18 protein-coding genes and 1 tRNA gene are annotated in these 20,401 nt (G+C 45.6%); 9 read left to right on the top strand and 10 right to left on the bottom strand.

Annotation, left to right across the window (positions count from 1 at the left end):
- Nucleotides 1-371: 371 nt before the first annotated feature.
- The 5 genes from R7P36_RS18495 to rpsU form a co-directional block, all read right to left on the bottom strand.
- Nucleotides 372-447, bottom strand: a tRNA-Ile gene (locus R7P36_RS18495).
- Nucleotides 448-602: 155 nt separating this feature from the next.
- Nucleotides 603-2,465: an RNA polymerase sigma factor RpoD gene (gene rpoD / locus R7P36_RS18490; RefSeq protein ID WP_005395986.1), complete on the bottom strand. Its 1,863-nt coding sequence runs from the start codon at nucleotides 2,463-2,465 to the stop codon at nucleotides 603-605.
- Nucleotides 2,466-2,564: 99 nt separating this feature from the next.
- Nucleotides 2,565-4,331: a DNA primase gene (dnaG, locus tag R7P36_RS18485; RefSeq protein WP_005379719.1), complete on the bottom strand. Its 1,767-nt coding sequence runs from the start codon at nucleotides 4,329-4,331 to the stop codon at nucleotides 2,565-2,567.
- 149 nt (nucleotides 4,332-4,480) lie between these two features.
- Nucleotides 4,481-4,924: a GatB/YqeY domain-containing protein gene (locus R7P36_RS18480; protein WP_054701010.1), complete on the bottom strand. Its 444-nt coding sequence runs from the start codon at nucleotides 4,922-4,924 to the stop codon at nucleotides 4,481-4,483.
- Between the two features lie 27 nt (nucleotides 4,925-4,951).
- The gene (gene rpsU, locus R7P36_RS18475) at nucleotides 4,952-5,167 is read right to left on the bottom strand and encodes a 30S ribosomal protein S21 (protein WP_001145625.1); all 216 of its coding nucleotides are present in this window, start codon (nucleotides 5,165-5,167) and stop codon (nucleotides 4,952-4,954) included.
- 230 nt (nucleotides 5,168-5,397) lie between these two features.
- Here rpsU and tsaD point away from each other — a divergent pair, with 230 nt between their 5' ends.
- Complete coding sequence (tsaD, locus tag R7P36_RS18470) at nucleotides 5,398-6,414, top strand: tRNA (adenosine(37)-N6)-threonylcarbamoyltransferase complex transferase subunit TsaD (RefSeq protein WP_005379854.1); 1,017 nt, start codon at nucleotides 5,398-5,400, stop codon at nucleotides 6,412-6,414.
- A 176-nt stretch (nucleotides 6,415-6,590) separates the two neighbouring features.
- Nucleotides 6,591-7,406: an alpha/beta fold hydrolase gene (locus tag R7P36_RS18465; RefSeq protein ID WP_005379855.1), complete on the top strand. Its 816-nt coding sequence runs from the start codon at nucleotides 6,591-6,593 to the stop codon at nucleotides 7,404-7,406.
- A gap of 34 nt (nucleotides 7,407-7,440) precedes the next feature.
- On the opposite strand, the gene plsY is transcribed toward R7P36_RS18465, so the two are convergent.
- Complete coding sequence (plsY, locus tag R7P36_RS18460; RefSeq protein ID WP_005379857.1) at nucleotides 7,441-8,052, bottom strand: glycerol-3-phosphate 1-O-acyltransferase PlsY; 612 nt, start codon at nucleotides 8,050-8,052, stop codon at nucleotides 7,441-7,443.
- Nucleotides 8,053-8,302: 250 nt separating this feature from the next.
- Here plsY and folB point away from each other — a divergent pair, with 250 nt between their 5' ends.
- The 3 genes from folB to R7P36_RS18445 are packed head-to-tail and all read left to right on the top strand — an operon-like array spanning nucleotide 8,303 to nucleotide 9,959.
- The gene (folB, locus tag R7P36_RS18455) at nucleotides 8,303-8,662 is read left to right on the top strand and encodes a bifunctional dihydroneopterin aldolase/7,8-dihydroneopterin epimerase (RefSeq protein ID WP_005379859.1); all 360 of its coding nucleotides are present in this window, start codon (nucleotides 8,303-8,305) and stop codon (nucleotides 8,660-8,662) included.
- On the top strand, nucleotides 8,659-9,141 hold the full coding sequence (gene folK / locus R7P36_RS18450; protein WP_005387457.1) for a 2-amino-4-hydroxy-6-hydroxymethyldihydropteridine diphosphokinase: 483 nt from the start codon (nucleotides 8,659-8,661) through the stop codon (nucleotides 9,139-9,141). Before folB ends, folK begins: the two co-directional genes overlap by 4 nt.
- Nucleotides 9,142-9,155: 14 nt before the next feature.
- Nucleotides 9,156-9,959, top strand: a complete 804-nt coding sequence (locus R7P36_RS18445; protein ID WP_017820255.1) for an undecaprenyl-diphosphate phosphatase — start codon at nucleotides 9,156-9,158, stop codon at nucleotides 9,957-9,959.
- Nucleotides 9,960-10,011: 52 nt separating this feature from the next.
- Here R7P36_RS18445 and R7P36_RS18440 read toward each other — a convergent pair whose 3' ends face one another.
- On the bottom strand, nucleotides 10,012-11,232 hold the full coding sequence (locus tag R7P36_RS18440) for a multifunctional CCA addition/repair protein (protein WP_213899714.1): 1,221 nt from the start codon (nucleotides 11,230-11,232) through the stop codon (nucleotides 10,012-10,014).
- Between the two features lie 138 nt (nucleotides 11,233-11,370).
- On the opposite strand from R7P36_RS18440, the gene R7P36_RS18435 reads away from it, so the two are divergent.
- The 3 genes from R7P36_RS18435 (at nucleotide 11,371) to ggt (ending at nucleotide 15,677) form a co-directional block, all read left to right on the top strand.
- The gene (locus R7P36_RS18435) at nucleotides 11,371-12,987 is read left to right on the top strand and encodes an ExeA family protein (protein WP_213899715.1); all 1,617 of its coding nucleotides are present in this window, start codon (nucleotides 11,371-11,373) and stop codon (nucleotides 12,985-12,987) included.
- A complete protein-coding gene (locus R7P36_RS18430) occupies nucleotides 12,987-13,673 on the top strand; it encodes a general secretion pathway protein GspB (protein ID WP_213899716.1) in 687 nt (228 codons plus the stop codon). The genes R7P36_RS18435 and R7P36_RS18430 overlap by 1 nt, the downstream gene beginning before the upstream one ends.
- Nucleotides 13,674-13,946: 273 nt before the next feature.
- A complete protein-coding gene (ggt, locus tag R7P36_RS18425; RefSeq protein ID WP_318099359.1) occupies nucleotides 13,947-15,677 on the top strand; it encodes a gamma-glutamyltransferase in 1,731 nt (576 codons plus the stop codon).
- An 88-nt stretch (nucleotides 15,678-15,765) separates the two neighbouring features.
- Here ggt and R7P36_RS18420 read toward each other — a convergent pair whose 3' ends face one another.
- From R7P36_RS18420 to R7P36_RS18410, 3 genes are all read right to left on the bottom strand, one after another.
- Nucleotides 15,766-16,377 (bottom strand): TIGR04211 family SH3 domain-containing protein, encoded by a 612-nt coding sequence (locus tag R7P36_RS18420; protein WP_005379900.1) that lies wholly within the window; start codon nucleotides 16,375-16,377, stop codon nucleotides 15,766-15,768.
- Between the two features lie 178 nt (nucleotides 16,378-16,555).
- Entirely contained in the window at nucleotides 16,556-17,815 is a 1,260-nt protein-coding gene (locus tag R7P36_RS18415) for an inorganic phosphate transporter (protein WP_005379898.1), read from the bottom strand.
- A 131-nt stretch (nucleotides 17,816-17,946) separates the two neighbouring features.
- A complete protein-coding gene (locus R7P36_RS18410; RefSeq protein ID WP_005379896.1) occupies nucleotides 17,947-18,627 on the bottom strand; it encodes a TIGR00153 family protein in 681 nt (226 codons plus the stop codon).
- Between the two features lie 212 nt (nucleotides 18,628-18,839).
- Here R7P36_RS18410 and R7P36_RS18405 point away from each other — a divergent pair, with 212 nt between their 5' ends.
- Complete coding sequence (locus tag R7P36_RS18405) at nucleotides 18,840-20,372, top strand: inorganic triphosphatase (RefSeq protein ID WP_005379894.1); 1,533 nt, start codon at nucleotides 18,840-18,842, stop codon at nucleotides 20,370-20,372.
- Nucleotides 20,373-20,401 lie beyond the last annotated feature (29 nt).

The raw sequence follows: 20,401 nt of genomic DNA, 5'->3' as shown, positions 1-20,401 counted from the left end.
CTAGGGCGGGTTTCAATATGTTAGTACAACTTTTGGATGTAACGGGTATGACTTTAGCTCAACTTTTGTTTTTAGCTCTAGTTACCGTTGGTACAATCGGTTTGCCTTTGTTAGCTATTTGGTATGATCGTAAACACAGAATTGAGTAAAATAGGCAGATAATAAAAAGCGCCCCCTTTCACATAAGGGGGCGCTTTTTATTATCTTATCGAATTTTCTGTTCTGCTCGTGATGGAAAAATGTTGGCAAGCTCAGCAAAGCGTCCAAAATTGTGAGCTAAGCAACTTCCTAACTACACCCACAACTACACCCAAAATCACTAGGTACAAAAAAAGCGTAGCAGGTACTAACCTGCTACGCCTTCTAGAATATGGTGGCCCCTCGCAGACTTGAACTGCGGACCAATCGATTATGAGTCGACTGCTCTAACCACTGAGCTAAGGGGCCTTAATAGGACAACGATTATAGGGGAAGCGTTGCAAGGTGTCTAGATACCAACTAGGGCAATTGCGCTTAGTTTTTATCCACTTAGAACAGTAGATAATAAAAAAGGTGACCTAAAGTCACCTTTTTTGATTTCTAAAAGCTTGTATGCGCTGCGATTATTCGTCTAGGAAGCTGCGCAGAGTCTCTGAGCGGCTTGGGTGACGAAGTTTACGTAGTGCTTTTGCTTCGATCTGACGGATACGCTCACGAGTAACGTCGAACTGCTTACCAACTTCTTCTAGAGTATGGTCAGTGTTCATGTCGATACCAAAGCGCATACGAAGTACTTTCGCTTCACGTGGCGTTAGACCTGCAAGCACGTCTTTTGTTGCCACTTTAAGGCTAGTTGCAGTTGCAGAATCTAGCGGAAGTTCTAGCGTTGTATCTTCGATAAAATCACCTAGATGCGAATCTTCGTCGTCACCGATTGGTGTCTCCATTGAGATAGGCTCTTTAGCGATTTTTAGTACTTTACGAATCTTGTCTTCTGGCATTTGCATGCGCTCTGCCAGTTCTTCCGGTAGTGGCTCACGACCCATCTCTTGCAACATTTGACGAGAAATACGGTTTAGCTTGTTGATCGTTTCGATCATGTGTACCGGAATACGAATCGTACGTGCTTGGTCCGCGATTGAACGAGTGATTGCCTGACGGATCCACCACGTTGCGTAAGTCGAGAACTTGTAACCACGACGATATTCGAATTTATCTACCGCTTTCATCAGACCGATGTTACCTTCCTGGATGAGATCCAAGAACTGTAGACCACGGTTGGTGTATTTCTTCGCGATAGAAATTACAAGACGCAAGTTCGCTTCAACCATCTCTTTCTTCGCACGGCGAGCTTTTGCTTCACCGATAGACATACGACGGCTGATGTCTTTAATGTTCTGTACGTTTAGAGAAGTCTCTTCTTCAATCATTTTTAGCTTAGCGATTGAACGACGGATTTCTTCTTCGTTACGTTTGATCTTTTCAGCGTATGGCTTGTCTGAAGCAAGAACTTCATCCAACCAAGCTTCACTTGATTCATTACCAGTGAACAGCGCGATGAATGATTTCTTCGGCATTTTGCCGTATTCAACCACAGACTTCATGATCAGGCGCTCTTGAGTACGAACGCGATCCATAGCAGTACGCAGTTCATTCACTAAGTGATCAAACTGTTTAGGCGTTAGACGAAACTCGCGGAATACGTCTAGCATCATTTCATTAGCAACGGTTGCTTTCGGGCTGTTATAGCCGTACTCGTTGATTGCTAATTGAAGATTTTGATAGGTGCTGCGTAGTTGGTTGAATTTCTCTAGCGCTAATTCTGGATCGATACCTACATCTTCTTCAGAATCATCTGAATCGTCATCGCTATCTTCGTCGTCATCAACGTCTTCATCGTCTTCTTCTTCTAACTGAGATTCAGTCAGTTCAGAACCGATGTGTGTTGCCGTTGGTGCAGCGGTGTCGTCAGCATCTGGATCTACAAAACCTGAAATTAGGTCTGTAAGACGTAGTTCTTCAGCTTGAACTTTGTCAAATTGCTCAAGAATGTACGGAATTGTGCCTGGGTATTCAGCAACAGACGATTGAACTTGGTTAATACCTTCTTCAATACGTTTTGCGATGTCGATTTCGCCTTCGCGAGTTAGAAGTTCGACAGTACCCATCTCACGCATGTACATACGTACTGGGTCTGTTGTACGACCAATCTCACTCTCTACGCTAGAAAGTGCAGCGGCTGCAGCTTCGGCTGCATCTTCATCGGTAATATTTGTGTCATCGTTCAGTGCTAAATCATCAGCATCAGGAGCAGTTTCTACTACCTTAATGCCCATGTCGTTGATCATCTGAATGATGTCTTCTACCTGTTCTGAATCTACGATTTCAGCAGGTAGGTGGTCATTTACTTCGGCGTAGGTCAGATAGCCTTGTTCCTTGCCTTTAATAACAAGTGACTTTAGCTGTGACTGCGGATTGTGATCCATAGACGGTATCCAACTTCGTAATCTGGTGAAGGAATCAGTATGCGAAATGCAAACCACTTACTATAACAAATTAAATCGTTGCTGACTAATTAAACAGGGTTACGCTTTTAAATCTAGCATAAGTGCTAGCAGCTCCCTTTTCTCTTCGGCTGATAAACCGACACTTCTTGCTTTGGCCTGCAGGTTTTCAATTTGTTTTTCTACGCACTGGGCAATAATTTTATCCAGTGAGTCTAAAAAGATTTCTTCTTGGTTGTCCTCATCGAGTGGAATGTCCCAACTCGCGAGACGAGACAGAAGGGTCTCATTTTGGCTGTTTCGCCAATGCTCTAATAATTGGCCTGTGTTGATATGGGGATGCGCTTGGCATTTATCAAGTACATCAACAAATAAACTTAGACCAGGAATGGGCAAATCTCTAACGCTAGTTAGATCTGGCACCATACTTACGTATTGTGGGTTTTGAATCAGTAACGCGATCACTTCTCGCATCGGCGTTCGCTTGATTTCTTTATGAGGTTGAGGCCTTTTATCCTCTTTACCTTGTTTTGAAATTAGCTGCTGTAGTTGGCGTTCATCAACCAAACCCAAACGGCGGCCAAGCAATTCTCTCAAGTATAGTCTTAAAGTGCCGCCAGGGACTTTATCAATGAGAGGAACCGCAAGAGTACTCAGTTTTGCCATGCCTTCTTTCGTGCTCATGTCGACCTGCTGAGTCAATGAGCTGAACATGAATTCAGACAAGGGCATCGCATTAGACACTTGCTGCTCAAATGCTTGTTTTCCGTTTTGCCGGATATAAGAGTCGGGATCTTCTCCATCCGGCAAAAACATGAATTTTAACTGGCGACCATCAGTTAGGTAAGGCAATGCATTTTCCATGGCACGCCACGCTGCTTCACGGCCTGCGCGGTCACCGTCATAACAACACACGACGGTGCTTGTTTGCCTGAATAACACTTGCAAGTGATCGCCCGTTGTCGAGGTTCCCAATGAGGCAACGGAATAATCTACGCCATATTGAGCAAGCGCGACAACATCCATATAGCCTTCAACCACTAAAATTTGTGGTGGCTCACGGTACGCTTGTAGTACTTCATAAAGGCCATACAACTCTTTACCTTTATGAAATATCGGGGTTTCGGGTGAGTTGAGATATTTTGGTGTCCCGTCACCTAATACTCTACCACCAAAGCCTATTACTCGGCCGCGTCTGTCTCGAATAGGAAACATCACTCGACCACGGAATCGGTCGTAGCGGTTGCCTTTATCGTTTTCAATCAACATGCCGCCTGTGACGAGCATGTCTTGGTTTTCTTTATTCTGGCCAAAGTTCTTACGAACTAAATCCCATTCATCAGCCACATAGCCGATGCCAAACTTCTGGACGATTTCACCAGACAGGCCGCGATCTTTTAGATACTCAATCGCCACCTTACTTGCTGGCTGTTTGAGTTGGTTACGATAAAATTGAGCAATGCTGCCCATTAAGTCGTATAGGTTACGTTTTTCACTGCTGCTTGCTTGTGGGCCTGATTGAAACGAACCATTACCGCCGCTACGTTGTTCGCGAGGAACATCTAAACCCAAGTATGAAGCGAGTTCTTCAATGGCTTCGACGAATTCTAGTCGGTCGAACTCCATCAAAAAATCGATGGCATTTCCATGCGCGCCACAACCAAAACAATGGTAGAACTGCTTTTCTTGACTGACACTGAATGAGGGTGTCTTTTCGTTGTGGAAAGGGCAGCATGCGCCGTAGTTTTTGCCTTTTTTCTTAAGTTTCACACGTGCGTCGATGATATCGACAATATCAAGTCGAGCTAGAAGGTCATCGATAAAACTGCGAGGGATGTGTCCAGCCATAAAACCTAACAAAAAAAGAAGATGATGAGTGGAGTGAATGCCTTAAAAGAATGAGCGTATTGCCCATTGATTTCATTCCATCCATCCAGATACAAACAAGCCGTGCGCTCCAAAGGATAGCACGGCTTGCTGCAATTGGGTGGGGTACCTTAAGCCAATTTAGCGCGAACTAAACCGCTTACTTTACCCATATCTGCACGCCCTTGAATTTGCGGTTTCAGAACGCCCATTACTTTGCCCATGTCTTGCATGCCAGCTGCGCCAGATTCAGCAATCGCGCTCTCGATGAGAGCCGCTACTTCTTCGTCTGTCAGTGGTTGAGGCATAAAGTCCTCAAGAACGGTAATTTCTGCTTGTTCCGCATCAGCAAGATCTTGACGACCCGCTGCTTCAAACTGCGCTACAGAGTCGCGACGTTGTTTAACCATCTTGGTCAATACTGCAAGAATGTCGTCATCGTTCAGAGTAATCTGTTCGTCAACTTCACGTTGCTTGATTGCTGATAGGGCTAAACGAATAGTACCAAGGCGCAATTTGTCCTTGGCTTTCATCGCTAATTTTTGCTCTTCTTTGAGTTGATCAATCAGAGCCATAACTAAATTCCTTTTGGAGCTCAGTTATTAGTACAGGCGAACGCGACGAGCGTTTTCGCGAGCTAGCTTCTTAGCGTGACGCTTTTGAGCTGCTGCTTTAGCGCGTTTGCGAACTGTAGTTGGTTTTTCGTAGTGCTCACGACGACGCACTTCAGAAAGGATACCTGCTTTTTCGCAAGAGCGCTTAAAACGACGTAGAGCAACGTCGAACGGTTCGTTTTCACGTACTTTAACTACTGGCATATGCCTTTCACCTCAGGGGTTATTCGTTAACGCTGGTATTCAACAGACCAAATCACAATTGTTAGGTCTCTTACCAGCTTGATCAAAAATGGTGCGGAATTTTAATCCGATCACAACTACTTTGTAAAGCCTTTTGTCGATTATTGTCTGTACAAAATTTGTTTGCAGCACCAAGGCGAGGTAATATGACGCCCAAATTTCCTCTATACAGAAAGCATACTGAGAAAACCATGCGCATTATTGGTATTGAAACCTCTTGTGACGAGACTGGCATCGCAATTTATGACGATGAAAACGGTCTCTTGTCACACAAGCTATACAGCCAAGTAAAACTGCACGCAGATTACGGCGGTGTGGTGCCTGAGTTGGCTTCACGTGACCACGTAAAGAAAACCATTCCTCTTATTAAAGAGGCACTAAAAGAAGCGAACTTAACTTCAAAAGACATCGATGGTGTCGCGTATACCGCGGGGCCTGGTCTTGTTGGGGCGCTATTAGTGGGTGCGACTATCGGTCGCAGTATTGCTTATGCTTGGGGAGTGCCAGCGGTACCTGTTCATCATATGGAAGGTCACCTATTGGCCCCAATGTTGGAAGATAACCCTCCACCGTTCCCGTTTGTGGCGGTATTAGTATCGGGCGGTCACTCTATGATGGTGGAAGTGAGAGGCATCGGTGAGTACAAAATTCTAGGTGAGTCGATTGATGATGCGGCGGGCGAAGCGTTTGATAAAACAGCGAAGCTAATGGGTTTGGATTACCCAGGCGGTCCACTATTATCTAAACTGGCGGAAAAAGGTACACCGGGCCGCTTTAAGTTCCCGCGCCCAATGACGAATGTGCCAGGTTTGGACATGAGTTTCTCTGGTCTAAAAACCTTTACGGCTAACACGATTGCTGCAAACGGTGATGACGAGCAAACCCGCGCGGACATCGCATTGGCATTTGAAGAGGCTGTGTGTGCTACGTTGGCTATTAAATGTAAGCGCGCGCTTGAGCAAACAGGCATGAAACGCATTGTTATTGCTGGTGGTGTGAGTGCTAACCGTCGTTTGCGAGCTGAGTTAGAGAAGTTAGCGAAGAAAGTTGGCGGCGAAGTTTACTACCCACGTACTGAGTTCTGTACAGATAACGGTGCGATGATCGCTTACGCAGGCATGCAGCGCTTGAAGAATGGCGAAGTGGCTGATATGTCAGTAGAGGCTCGTCCACGTTGGCCAATTGATCAACTAACACCTGTCGCTTAGTCAAATTTATGCGGTAGGTTTGAAACCGGTTCTTTGTAATAAAGGTCTCTGCTCCTCAGAGGCCTTTATTTTTAATTATTCAATGAACCGCCTCGTTTTACATTCTGACTGATGCGATCAGTTCGCGATTGTTTCAGTGCTAGGATGACGTGGAAGAATAAGAAATGGATATAACAATGAATAAGTTTGAAATTGAAGGTCAGCAACTTGCTTATCTAGATAAAGGTGAGGGCCCTGTGCTTCTATTTGGTCATAGTTACCTTTGGGATAGCCAAATGTGGGCGCCACAAGTTGAGGTTTTAAGCCAGTCATTCCGTTGTATTGTGCCAGATCTTTGGGCACATGGTGAATCGGACGCTGCACCTGCATCGACACAGTCATTGGCCGACTATGCACAACATATGTTGGCATTGATGGATCATTTAGATATCGAAGAATTCTCGATAGTGGGCTTATCTGTTGGCGGCATGTGGGGAGCTGAGCTAACGGCTCAAGCGCCGCAACGTGTTAAGTCACTGGTATTGATGGATACCTTCATTGGCTGGGAGCCAGAAGTTACGTATAAAAAGTATTTTGCAATGCTTGATACCATCAGCCAAGTCCAAGCAGTGCCTGCGCCAATTATTGAAGCCGTTGTGCCGCTGTTCTTTGCCAACAACGTCAATCAGGATAACCCTAAACTTGTCGCTTCATTCAAACGCAGTTTAGAAGAGCTGAACGGTGAGCGTGCGGTGGAAGTAGCTCGCATGGGGCGCATGGTGTTTGGTCGCCGTGATGTGATTGAAGATTCGGAAAAATTCGCTCTGCCGACGTTAATTGCGGTGGGCTGTGAAGATAAGCCTCGCCCGGTTTTCGAATCGTATTTAATGAAAGACTGTATCACGGGCAGTGAGTTGGTAGAAATTCCGCAAGCGGGACACATCAGTTGTTTAGAACAGCCGGAGTTCGTCAACCAAATGTTGTTGAACTTCCTGAATCGAGTTCATGCGTAACCAATGCATCCCTCTTTAAACGAAAAACTCGGCATTAAGCCGAGTTTTTTTGTGTCAGTTTCTTCTCGCCGATTTTTGGCTCGTCGCCAGACAAAAGCCGACGAATATTTTGATGATGCTTAAATACGATTAAGCAACACAGCATAGCAACAGGTAACGTGTATTGCGGTTTAAACATCCAAGTATAAAACGGAGTGACCAAAACCGTGACGAGAGCCGCTAAGGATGAATAGCGGAATAGCGCGGCTACTGACAGCCAAGTTAACATCACCAATCCTGTTAAGTCCAAACCAATCGGAGCGATAGCGCCAAGCGCGGTTGCGACACCTTTTCCGCCTTTAAAGTGGAAAAAGATGGGGTACATGTGGCCAAGACAGGCAGCAATGGCGATGACGCCAAGAATGATAGGGTCGATACCAAGAAAGTATCCGCCCCACACGGGGATAGTGCCTTTGAGCATATCGCACAACAAGACTGAAACAGCGGCTCCTCGTCCGCCAATACGCAATACGTTCGTTGCTCCAGGATTGTTAGATCCCACACTGCGTGGGTCTGGCAGTTTTAAGAGTCGACAGATCAAAACCGCACTGGAAACCGAACCTAATAAATAGGCGGCCATTGTCATTATCAGTGCCAGTGCGTCCATAGAAGTCCTTGATGGATTGGAATTTAATGCTCGGTTCCCGCGTAGTTGCTATCATACCCCGAATTTACATAATGCAGAAATCCTCACTGTGATAGAGCTTGCATTATGTGATTTCTTGTATATAAAGATGCTTTCGCAGTTTATACCTAAGTAACATTGTGATGACCAAAGTAAATGTTACTTAGGTATAGAATACTACGATCAAATTACCCCTCACGGGTATCCGACCTCTGTAATAGAAGGACATAAGATGGCTCTGGATAAAGTTTTTATTGAACAGTTAGAAGTAATCACCACAATTGGCGTGTACGACTGGGAGCAACAAATCAAACAAAAGTTGGTTCTAGATATTGAAATGGCACACGATAATAAACCTGCGGGCAAAAGTGATGATGTGCAAGATGCACTGGATTATTCGCAGGTGAGTGAGGCGGTACTTAACCACATTGAAAATGGTCGTTTCTTACTGGTCGAGCGCGTGGCTGAAGAAGTAGCAGAGCTTATCATGCTGCGTTTCTCAGTGCCTTGGGTGAAAATCCGCCTAGCGAAGCCTGGCGCCGTGCCGCAAGCACGTGCTGTTGGTGTGGTGATTGAGCGAGGCCGAGCATGATCACCACCTATATCGGTGTTGGGACGAACGTAGAAAGAGAGCAACATGTGCTTGCTGCGTATCAGGAGCTGCAACGGCTTGGAGAAAATCTCCTCGTATCACCGATATATGAATGCGAACCTATTGGCTTTAGCAGCAAGAATTTCTACAACTTTGTCGTTGCAATGCGTACCGAGTTGTCATTAGAAGAGTTGAGCCATCAACTACGCGAGATTGAATTTAAGTGGGGACGCGAAGAAAACGCGCAAAAGTATCAGGATCGAACACTGGATCTCGATATAGTGTTGTTCGGTGAGCGCGTCTCCAAGAAAAAACCTGAGCTACCTCGCAGTGATATCTACAAATATCCTTTTGTCACAAAGCCGCTGTATGATCTCGAACCGCAATTAGTGATCCCAGGCGATGGACGCACAGTCGCAGACATTTGGCATGCTATGCAGCCAGTCGATTCGCTCAAACCCGTTTCCTTTCATTTTTAATTTGAGTTGTTTACATGAGTTATTTTGAAGCCTTTATTTTGGCTCTGATTCAGGGGCTGACAGAGTTTTTGCCTATTTCAAGCTCTGCCCATTTGATCCTGCCTTCCGCTATTTTAGGATGGGAAGACCAAGGTCTAGCCTTTGATGTTGCTGTTCACGTCGGTACATTAATGGCTGTCGTGATCTATTTTCGTCATGAAGTAATCACTTTGTTTCAAGCGTTATTTGCTTCGATCTTTAAAGGAGATCGCAGTAAAGAAGCTAAATTGGCTTGGATGATCGTGATTGCGACGATTCCAGCTTGTGTGTTCGGCTTATTGATGAAAGACATCATTGAAGTGTATCTACGTAGCGCTTACGTCATCGCGACTACTACGATCGTATTTGGCCTGTTGCTATGGTGGGTAGACAAAAACGCTAAACTCGTTGCCGATGAATACCAAACGGGTTGGAAGAAAGCTGTATTTATCGGTATTGCTCAAGCCTTAGCGATGATTCCTGGAACTTCACGTTCAGGGGCGACCATCACAGCAGCGCTTTACCTTGGCTTTACTCGAGAAGCGGCTGCCCGATTTTCGTTTTTAATGTCGATCCCAATCATTACATTAGCTGGTAGCTACTTAGGCATGAAGTTAGTGACCAGTGGTGAACCTGTCCATGTTGGTTTCTTAATGACTGGCATTATCACATCGTTTATCAGTGCGTACATCTGTATCCACTTCTTCTTGAAGATGATTTCACGAATGGGCATGACACCGTTTGTGATTTACCGTCTCATTTTGGGCGTCGGTTTGTTCGCTTTTCTATTAAGTGCATAATTGATGTTAACGAAAAACGCCCGCGAAATCCGCGGGCGTTTTTGTTTGTTCGTTACTTCTTAAGTGCTGCTTTCACTGCTTCAATACGTCGTTTTTCTTGCTCGTCACGAATCGCAGGGCCTTTAAAGCCCTCTTTGATAATGGCTTGAACGTCAACTGCCGCTGCTGCTTGGTAGGCTTGCCTAAAAATATCCGCCTGTGGATATGGTTGCGTTTCCAGTCCTTTACGACCAGCGTGATCCGCTTGGCAGCAAAGCAAGATATCTTGCAGACGTTCGGACTTACGCCACACATCAAGTTTATTGAGTATTTTAATTATGGTTTGTGGTTTAAGTTCAGCCGCGCGATGAATATTGGAGTGCTGTTCGCACACCATCAAGGCTAAATCACGAAACTCATTTGGTACCCGGACACGTTCGCACAGCTTTTTGAGCAGTTTTAATCCTGTATGGCAATGCATTTTGTGGCTTGGCCATTCGCTCTCTGGCGTCACGCCTTTACCCAAGTCATGCACTTGGGCGGCAAACCTGACGGGGAGTGAGTTACTCAATTTTGCGGCTTGCTCTGCCACCATCAAAGTATGGATGCCAGTATCGATTTCTGGATGCCACTTCTCAGGTTGAGGTACGCCAAATAGTGCATCAATTTCAGGTAACACCACGGTTAATGCACCACAGTCTCGTAGAACCGATAAGAAAATATCAGGGCGAGGAGTAGAGAGAGATTTATGCCATTCTTGCCAAACACGCTCGGGAGTCAGTGTGCTCAGCTCTCCGAACTCTGCCATGTGACGCATTAACCGCATAGTTTCGTCGGCAACCGTAAAGTTTAGATCAGCAAGCTTTGCAGCGAAGCGAGCGACACGTAAAACGCGTAGAGGGTCTTCAATAAAGGCGTCTGATACATGGCGTAGCAGTTTATCGTTGAGATCTTGCTGGCCACCATATGGGTCATGGATCGTGCCATCACTCTCCATTGCCATCGCGTTAATGGTTAAATCACGACGTATCAAATCTTCTTCTAAGGTGACGTTTTGATCGAAGAAACATTCAAAACCAGTGTAACCAGAACCTGACTTTCTCTCTGTTCGTGCAAGGGCATGTTCTTCTTTACTTTTGGGATGCAGAAATACAGGAAAGTCTTTACCAACGGCGGTGTACCCTTGGGACAACATCATCTCAGGCGTCGCGCCTACGACCACCCAATCATTGTCATAACTATCAATTCCGAGCAATTTATCTCGAACTGCGCCACCTACTAAATAAACTTGCACGAATTACCTCTTAATTTATGGATATGCCGTTGGACATTGTAGCAAGCAATGGTACTTTTCTTTACTCCCGAGAGTAGATGCGGCTATGTTTATATTATATCTGACTATTCTCAGGTGGTTTTTTAGCTGGAGAGCCTAATGTATAAGGACTTTTTTGGGTTTGTCGAACAACCATTTTCGATTGTTCCAAACTCACGTTATTTGTATTTAAGCCAACGTCACAAAGAGGCAATCACACATCTCCAAGCTGGGCTAGGCGATGGCGGTGGCTTTGCTATGCTTACTGGCGAAGTAGGTACAGGCAAAACGACCGTCGCAAAAGCGATGCTGGCGAATTTGGGTGATAACACCAAAGCGGGTCTTATTCTCAATCCCACGTTTTCGAGTAGAGACTTGCTCGAAGCCATTTGTGATGAGTTCAAAATCACCTATCCGCCAGACGCAAACCTCAAACAGCTAAACCAGGTTATCCATCAATATTTGCTGCGTAATTATCGTTCAGGCTGGCAGACATTGCTGGTCATTGATGAGGCTCAACACCTTGCTGCCGACGTTTTAGAGCAGTTGCGCTTGTTGACTAACTTGGAAACCGATACCAGAAAACTGCTCAAAGTGTTGTTGGTCGGGCAGCCTGAATTGCAGCGGTTATTACAAACAACACAACTACGCCAACTTGCCCAGCGTATTACCGGGCGTTATCACCTGTTGCCGTTGGATGAAAAAGAGACAGAAGATTACATCGCATTTCGACTACATACAGCTGGTGGCGACCAGCAACTGTTTAATCGTGCTTCTTGTAAACTTATAGCCAAATACAGTCACGGTATACCGCGGCTCATCAACCTTATCTGTGACAAATCCCTCAACATCAGTTATCACCAGGGTAATGTGGTTGTGGATAAGCAAACCGTTCAGCAGGCCTGTGAAGAGGTGATGCAGTTTCAGGCAGATATTTATCAGCAAGATAAAAAAGAGCGCCGGACTTTCCGTTGGCCTGCTTGGGGCTCTGTCACGGTAGGCCTTATTGCTGCATTAAGTACGGGGTGGGCGATCGTGAATTATATGCCAGCTCAAGCGACGTCAGTGTTGACACAAGTGACGGAGCCAAGAGTAGAGCCAACACCAACCGTCGTCAGCCAACAGTTAACGGATGAGCAGCGTAATTTATTGTTAACACAAAAACAGTCGAACCTCGCTGTAAATGATTTGTATCGTTTGTGGGGGTATCAAGCATCGGTTCGCGATAATCTTTGTTTGTCAGAACCGCAGTCGACTATGCGTTGTGAGCGTAAAATGGCGACTTGGCCGCTGTTGATGCAACAAAATCGCCCTGTGATCTTGGAGTTGAATTATCAAGGTGATGTTGGGTATGTCATTCTATATGCCGTCGGTAATGATCAAGCTGAAGTGCTCAATGGTAAGCAGCGTCTCCGTCTGCCAATTTCATGGCTAAAGCCGTTGTGGCAGGGCAATATTATCGAACTGTGGCATGCTCCGCTGAATGAAACATTACGTTTAGACATGGAAGGCCCTGCGATTGAAGTATTAGACCGATTATTAGCAGAAGCGGTGAGTGAGCCACTGCTTGAAACGTCTATTTTTGATGGTGCGATGAAAGAGCGAGTCGAATTATTTCAACGTTGGCAAGGAATTGGTGTCGATGGTATTGCAGGTAAGCGAACGCTAGACCGACTTCAGCAAAATGTTCAGCCAGATGCGCCTCAACTGGCGAGAATAGAAAAGGAGGACGCATAATGTCAGCTGTGAAACATATAGGTCTGTTCTTGCTGCCAATCACTGCTTCTGCTATTGGAGTCGCTTGGTACTTAGATCTCTTTGCACCGAGTGTTGAAGTAGAGACAACGTCCCCGATAGAAAAGGTCGAAGTGGTATCACCTTTCAAAGTATTGGACTATCCAGAGAACACCCAGTTGGCCCAATTGCCAAGAGAGTGGCCAAGTGCAGAGCTATCGCGTGATTTTGGTACATTTACCACCCCCGATGAATACACGAGCCATACACCAAGCAGAGATGAAACACGCAACTCAGCATCAACCCAAACGACTTCTGCTGCTGAAGAGGACCTCGGGTTGTCTTTGGATGATCTGGATTTATCCTCATTATCTCCTGATTTAGCTAGGAAGGTCGAAAATGCCTTATCCCGAGATGATGACAATTCGTCATCACAAACGGCACGCGTGAACGATTTAGAGCACAACGCTCACCAGTGGCAAGGGCGTCTACCTGCGCTTAATTTGCAAACCCATATGTACGCTAGTGATGAAAATCGCCGTTGGGTGAAAATTAACAATGTTGAGTATCATCAAGGGGATGTCGTTGATGATCAGGTCACTCTAAGAGAAATACAACCGCAAGCTGTGATTGTTGAGTTCCAAGGTGAGCAAATTCGTATACCAGCGTTGTATGAGTGGAAAGGGTAACTCTTGTAGAAACACATCAAGCCAGCGAAATCATATCGCTGGCTTTTTATTTTTCAGAGCATCTTTTGCATCTATTCTGGTGATGATTTTTAGATACTCAAACAAGCAAAATATAGCTTTTCTCAGTCGTTTAAATAGCACCAATATCATTCATCTATTGATAGCGCGATTCCAGTCAGCGTTGTGTAAAAAGACACCATCTTCACGAACTTCGGAGTAATGACTTGGTCCACGTTAGACCCCTTCACATAATAGGAGTCTAAACAGAGACACATGCGTATTCTGATTTTTTCTTTAAGTATTGTTGCATCGACAAGCTATGCAGCAAAGCCAGACCCATTCCCAGTTACACCAGATAGTTGCGGGCAAGATTTCATGGTCAGTGCGACGAATCCTTACGTGAGTAGTACCGGTTACTCAATATTGAAAGAAGGCGGTAACGCTGTTGATGCTATGGTCGCGATGCAGATGGTGATGTCTGTCGTTGAGCCAGATATGACCGGAATTGGCGGCGGGACTTTCGCGCTGTTTTATCAACATGACGAGAAAAAATTTCTGGCCCTTGATGGTCGAGATGAAGCACCCTCTAGCGCGAACCCTGAAATGTTTGTTGAGAATGGGGAAGTACTCAGTCGCAACGAAATATTAGGCCCTCGTTCTGTTGCGGTTCCGGGCACGTTGCGGTTGCTTTACACCACTCATGAACAATACGGCAAGTTGCCATGGGCAGAGCTGATTAAGCCGGCGATTACATTGGCGAGCAATGGGTACGCGATGAACAGCTACACCTACGACATCGTAGTAAGAGAGCAAAGCCGACTCGAGCAAGATCCGGAAGTGAAAGCCTTGTATTGGCAAGGGGACGATATTAAGCCGACGGGAACCTTGATGAAGAACCCTAAGATGGCTGAGACGCTGAGGAAGATCGCGCAACAAGGCGATAGTTACCTTTATGGTGGTGAGCTTGGTCAGCACATCGTAGAGACGGTTAATAGTCGTATTGACGACCAACACGAGAAGTTGTCTTTAGAAGATTTTAAACATTACCAAGTGAAGCAGCGTGACATCATTGAGAACGACTACCGTGGTAATAAAATCGTCTCTTTTGGTTACCCAGCTTCGGGCGGTGTGATGGTCGCTCAGAGTCTTGAACTGCTTGCACCCTATGACATTGCCCATATGGCGAAAACGGATGTGGAACCTTGGCGTCTCATGACTGAAGCGATGCGAATAGCAAAAGCCGATCGTATTGCGTATGCCGGAGATCCGGATTATGTGGAAGCGCCAGTTGAACAGTTATTGTCTAAAGCCTATCTAGATCAGAGACGTGATTTAATCCCTGATAATGGCACTTTAAAAGAGGATCCAAAAGCAGGACAGATAACGCAAACTCAGTATGCGCAATATCAAGGCTTCGAGAGCAAAGATACAGGGCATATTTCTATCGTCGATAGAGATGGAAATGCAATTGCGATGACCAGCACGGTAGGAACGGGTATGGGCTCGGGTGTGATGGTCGATGGCGTTATCTTGAATGCGCAGATGGCTAACTTCTCACCTCAGCCAACGGTTAACGGCAAGCCTACGCAAAACTCAATTGAAGCGGGCAAGCGTCCACGTTCGGCTATTACGCCATTAATGGTGATGGACAGTGATGATAACTTGCGTTTGGTGGTTGGGTCACCAGGTAGTTCACAAATCCCGGGGTATGTACTCAAAACCGTGGTTGGGGTGCTGGATTGGAATTTATCAGCGCAAGAGGCTATTGACTTACCAAACATCCAGTATGGCACTAAGATAGACCGCACCAAGTCTTATGACCCAACTGGTTTGCTGGTGGAAAAGAAAACGTTCGCAGAAATGTTGGTGCCTGAGTTTATGGAGCTTGGCTACCCAGTGCACGTTATTCCAGTGGTAAGCGGTTTGAATGCAATTGAGCTAAAAGATGGCAAGCTTTATGGCGCAACGGATCGTCGTCGAGCCTCTAGTTCAATGGGGGAGTAGTACTCACTTCTATCAAACGAAGCAAACTAAAAAGCCAGTCAATATCGACTGGCTTTTGCGTTCTTTTTAAAGATAAAAGCGTAAGGGTTTATGCCCAACCCGCAGGAGAGCGCTTTCTACGAGGCATGACATGCGGAAGAATCAAACCAAATAGTAAACCTAAACCTGCAACACCGCCGCCATAAGTGAAGTACTTAAGCAGCATGTCATCTTTTTGTGTATCCAGCTTTGCGCGTAGCTCGCGGTTTTCTGTTTCAACAGAAGTAAGCTGATCACTGATCTCAGAGTATTTATTTTCTAGATCTGAAATTTGTTGGTTACGTGTTTCGAGAGAGGTAACAAGACCTGCTTTCTCTGCATCAGAAGTTTGACGAGCATTAGCAAGCTGCTCTTTTACTTCGGCTAGCTCTTTCTCAATGCGAGGAAGGCGAATTGCCATGCTCTCTTGGTTTGTCACAAACTTGCTTTGTACCCAACCAGTGCGACCACGGTCATCACGAACTTGCGTGTAGCCAGTATCTCGGTTGGTTTTAATCAGTTGTACTTTAGAACCGGCGTTAACACTACCAATAATACGGTAGGTGTTATTTGGACCTGAGTGCATAAAAGTGAAGAGGTCATCAGAAATATAACGGTCTGCTGCTAGGGCCGCTGGCGCTGCTAGCAAAGTAAACAAAACCGTGATGATTAGTTTTTTCACAGTAAATCCCTTAACGATTTTTCTTGGAGACAGCGTTGGCACCGAATGATTGGAGCCGGAAATAGACGAATAGTATGCAGTTTCAAACTTCGGTGCAACAAAGAAGGGAGGCAAAGCCTCCCTTTCTGTGCGTTTGAGTCAATAATGACAAAGCGCTTACATTCTATTGACGAGTGTCTTAAGCGAACATCGCTTGAAGTCCGTAGAAGAATACTACGGCCAATAACGCACCCGCTGGTAGTGTAACGATCCATGATGCCACGATGTTACGAACTACGCCTAGGTTCAGTGCTGCGATACCACGAGCAAAGCCAACACCGAGAACCGCACCAACCAATGTTTGAGTGGTTGAAATTGGCAGGCCTGTACCAGACGCTAGAACTACCGTACATGCTGTTGCTAGCTGTGCTGCAAAACCGCGGCTAGGCGTTAGCTCAGTGATGCCTGTACCAACGGTTGCCATTACTTTGTGACCTAGTGTTGCAAGACCGACCACGATACCAATACCACCAAGAGGTAGAATCCACCAAGCGATGGTGCTTTTCGTGCTGATTTCGCCCATGTGTTCAACAGTCGATACGACAGCAGACAGTGGACCAATGGCGTTTGCAACGTCGTTTGAACCGTGTGCAAATGCCATCGCACAAGCGGTGATAACCATCAGAACGCTGAAGATACCTTCCACGCCAGAAAAGCTGCGGTCTTCTTCGCGATTAGCGAATTTTTTCTGGATGTATACGTAGCCGCCAATCATCACAAGTGCTGAAACTGCTGCTGCCCACATCCAGGCTTCACCATTGGTCAGGTGAAGACCAACGTGTTTTAGACCTTTTTTGATGGTTACAAGTGCAATCACCATTGTTGTGATGAACATGTAAACAGGTACAAAACGTTTCGCATTAAACAGAGGGTTCTCTGTATCAAAAATCAGGCGTTGTGCGCTGACAAAGATAACGTAAGCAAAGAAACCTGAAATCACTGGCGTAATAATCCAGCTACCAACAATGCCTTGAACGCTGCCCCAGTCAACCGCTTCAGTACCTACAGATACGCATGCAAAACCAATGATTGCACCGATGATTGAGTGAGTCGTTGATACTGGCCAGCCCATGTAAGAAGCAAGAAGCAGCCATGTACCTGCTGCTAAAAGCGCAGACATCATGCCGTAGACAAGAACATCTGGTTGACTAGCAAATAAAGAAGTTTCGATTACACCTTTACGGATAGTGTCGGTTACTTCACCGCCTGCAAGGTAAGCACCTGCAAATTCGAAGATCATCGCAATGATGATAGCTTGTTTTACAGTTAGCGCTTTTGAACCTACAGATGTACCCATCGCATTAGCAACGTCGTTCGCGCCAATACCAATCGCCATCATGAAACCAAAAATCGCTGCAACAATAATCAGGACAGTGCCGTAGTTCGCAAGGATATCCATCGTAATACCTAGTTGTTTTATAACAAGCGGAACAAAATTTTACGCGCGCCAAACCATAAGACGATGAAAATAGCCATCGTCCCTATGACACGTGTTAATTATGCTCTTCGTTATGTCGTTAACTTTATGTTTTAAGATCGAGATAGCATGACTTCCAAACGAGCACCTACGCGCTGCGCTTGGTCGGCAATACCACCTACCCATTCAAGAATCTTGTACAGGAACATGACATCGATAGGGTTCATGTCAGCTTCAATCACCATCAACTGTTGGCGAAGTTCAATCTGCATGGCATCGGTATCATCTTCGATAACGTCTAATTGATGAATCATTTCAGCGACGAGCGTCACTTCACGGCCTTTGAAGCCGGTTTCTAGCAATTCATCAAGTTCATTGATTACCTTTTGCGCCTGATCGGCAGCATCAAGACAACGTTGAACGTAAGCGAGGAAGTTTGGTTGGAGAGCCTCAGGGATGACAAGTTGACGACCATATACACGGCCAGCAATGTCTTTTGCCAGGTTTGCAAGTTTGTCCTGTTGAGTCAAAAGCTCAAGCATGTCAGTACGGTCGACTGGCATGAACAAACCGCGAGGCAGTTTTAGACGGATTTCACGTTTCAGCACATCCGCTTCTTTCTCTAGGTGAGAAATTTGTGCACGGATTTCTGCTGCTTTTTCCCAATCACCCTTTGAAGATACTTCAAAGAATTTCACCAAGTGTGAACAACATTCGTTGACACACACAACGTGGCGTTGCAAAGGCTTAATTGGGGACTTTGCAAATAACCCCATAATTGTATTTACTGGCATGGTCATTCAACCTAATAACTATAACCTTAAAAAAACATACACCATTTCTGAGTGCTTGGCGAAATGTTGAACGATGGCTATAAAGGCGCGCATGGTAACGCATTAAATCGCTCATTAAAACTGTTTTAGATCATCATTCCGGCGATATTTCTCTCTTGCCGTGTGAGAAATTACGCAATATCCTGTTTCTATCTGCTTTGAAAGGTATAGCTATGGAAACCGAAATAGAACTGAAGTTTTTTGTTTCTCCTGAATTTTCAGAAACTTTAAAAGAAAAAATTTCTGAGACAAAAGTACTTCAGCATAGTTGTCGTGACTTGGGTAACACCTATTTTGATACTGCCGATAAATGGCTCAGAAAGCACGACATTGGTTTAAGAATTCGCCGTTTTGATGATGTATTCGTCCAAACCGTAAAGACAGCAGGACGCGTCGTCGCAGGCTTACATCAAAGACCAGAATACAATGCTGAGCACACTAGCGACGAGCCTAATCTGTCGCTTCATCCTCTAGATATTTGGCCTCCAGGTAAAGATGCAGAAACGCTGCAATCCGAGCTTATGCCATTATTCTCGACCAACTTCACACGTGAACAATGGCTGATTGGCATGCCCGATGGCAGTCAGATTGAAGTTGCTTTTGACCAAGGCTTAGTTGTAGCCAAAGGTGAAGACGAAGAAGAGAAGCAAGAGCCAATTTGCGAAGTTGAACTGGAACTTAAGTCTGGCCAAACCGAAGCTTTATTCACACTGGCACGCAGCTTTTGCGAGCAAGGTGGTATGCGCTTGGGTAACTTGAGCAAAGCGGCGAAAGGTTATCGACTTGCAAGCGGTTATGCGGGTGATGAAGTAAAATCATTGGCACTTGTGGACAGTAGTCCGACGGATACCGTTGAATTTTGCTTGATCAACTCTTTAGAGCACGCTTTGTCTCATTGGCATTATCACGAGCAAATTTATGCTGAGCGTGACAGCGTGGAAGCACTGCGTGAAATCAGTAATGCCATTCGTTTCATTCGTCAAACATTGACCATTTTTGGCGGGATTGTCCCTCGTCGCGCGAGCGCGATTCTGCGCCAAGAGCTTAAATGGTTGGAAGAAGAACTGAGTTGGTTGGATGAGCATGCACACCTTGAAGAGCTTTTAGATGACAAAGGCAATGTGCTGCGCAAGTTGGATGCACGTAAGTTCTTAGTATCTGAGTTGACTCAGCAGTTACAAGAGTTGCCAAGCCGTGAAGAAGTGCTAGGGTTGCTCAATTCCGCGCGTTACACAGGGTTACTGCTGGATCTAAGCCGCTGGATCTTAGCGCGCGGTTGGCAGCCATTTCTTGATGAAAAAGCACGTGAAAAAATGGCAAGTAATATCATGCCGTTTTCAGTTACTCAGCTCGATCGCACTTGGGCTGAGCTAATGGAAGCTTTCCCAGCAGAGCGCGATTTGACGGCGCAAGAGTACGTTGATCAGCGTTATCGCTTATTGCGTAACCTCTATACTGGTATTGGTTTCGCGAGTTTGTATAACTCGGATGAGCGTAACAGCTTCCGTTTACCATGGGCGGATCTGGTGCATGGTATCGATGATCTGCTAATGCTGAACCACTTGCTCCCGTTGGTTGATATGCTGGAAGACGCAGAAAAAGAGCAGTTAGAACGCTGGTTGCACCGTCAAGAGCGCTCAATTTTGCATGCAATGGATCAAACCCGAGCGATCAGTGTGGAAGTACAGCCTTATTGGCGTGAATGATCGTTCTGGTGGTAACGACAAAAAAATAG

This window comes from Vibrio sp. 397 (assembly GCF_033339395.1).
Taxonomy (GTDB): domain Bacteria; phylum Pseudomonadota; class Gammaproteobacteria; order Enterobacterales; family Vibrionaceae; genus Vibrio; species Vibrio alginolyticus.
Note: the sequence above shows the minus strand (reverse complement) of the source record. Positions and strands in the feature narration are given on the sequence as shown.

Excerpts from the sequence above, each read along its gene's own strand:
- rpoD (WP_005395986.1), bottom strand. The coding sequence starts at position 2,465 with ATGGATCACAATCCGCAGTCACAGCTAAAGTCACTTGTTATTAAAGGC.
- dnaG (WP_005379719.1), bottom strand. The coding sequence starts at position 4,331 with ATGGCTGGACACATCCCTCGCAGTTTTATCGATGACCTTCTAGCTCGA.
- R7P36_RS18480 (WP_054701010.1), bottom strand. The coding sequence starts at position 4,924 with ATGGCTCTGATTGATCAACTCAAAGAAGAGCAAAAATTAGCGATGAAA.
- rpsU (WP_001145625.1), bottom strand. The coding sequence starts at position 5,167 with ATGCCAGTAGTTAAAGTACGTGAAAACGAACCGTTCGACGTTGCTCTA.
- tsaD (WP_005379854.1), top strand. The coding sequence starts at position 5,398 with ATGCGCATTATTGGTATTGAAACCTCTTGTGACGAGACTGGCATCGCA.
- R7P36_RS18465 (WP_005379855.1), top strand. The coding sequence starts at position 6,591 with ATGAATAAGTTTGAAATTGAAGGTCAGCAACTTGCTTATCTAGATAAA.
- plsY (WP_005379857.1), bottom strand. The coding sequence starts at position 8,052 with ATGGACGCACTGGCACTGATAATGACAATGGCCGCCTATTTATTAGGT.
- folB (WP_005379859.1), top strand. The coding sequence starts at position 8,303 with ATGGCTCTGGATAAAGTTTTTATTGAACAGTTAGAAGTAATCACCACA.
- folK (WP_005387457.1), top strand. The coding sequence starts at position 8,659 with ATGATCACCACCTATATCGGTGTTGGGACGAACGTAGAAAGAGAGCAA.
- R7P36_RS18445 (WP_017820255.1), top strand. The coding sequence starts at position 9,156 with ATGAGTTATTTTGAAGCCTTTATTTTGGCTCTGATTCAGGGGCTGACA.
- R7P36_RS18435 (WP_213899715.1), top strand. The coding sequence starts at position 11,371 with ATGTATAAGGACTTTTTTGGGTTTGTCGAACAACCATTTTCGATTGTT.
- R7P36_RS18430 (WP_213899716.1), top strand. The coding sequence starts at position 12,987 with ATGTCAGCTGTGAAACATATAGGTCTGTTCTTGCTGCCAATCACTGCT.
- ggt (WP_318099359.1), top strand. The coding sequence starts at position 13,947 with ATGCGTATTCTGATTTTTTCTTTAAGTATTGTTGCATCGACAAGCTAT.
- R7P36_RS18415 (WP_005379898.1), bottom strand. The coding sequence starts at position 17,815 with ATGGATATCCTTGCGAACTACGGCACTGTCCTGATTATTGTTGCAGCG.
- R7P36_RS18410 (WP_005379896.1), bottom strand. The coding sequence starts at position 18,627 with ATGCCAGTAAATACAATTATGGGGTTATTTGCAAAGTCCCCAATTAAG.
- R7P36_RS18405 (WP_005379894.1), top strand. The coding sequence starts at position 18,840 with ATGGAAACCGAAATAGAACTGAAGTTTTTTGTTTCTCCTGAATTTTCA.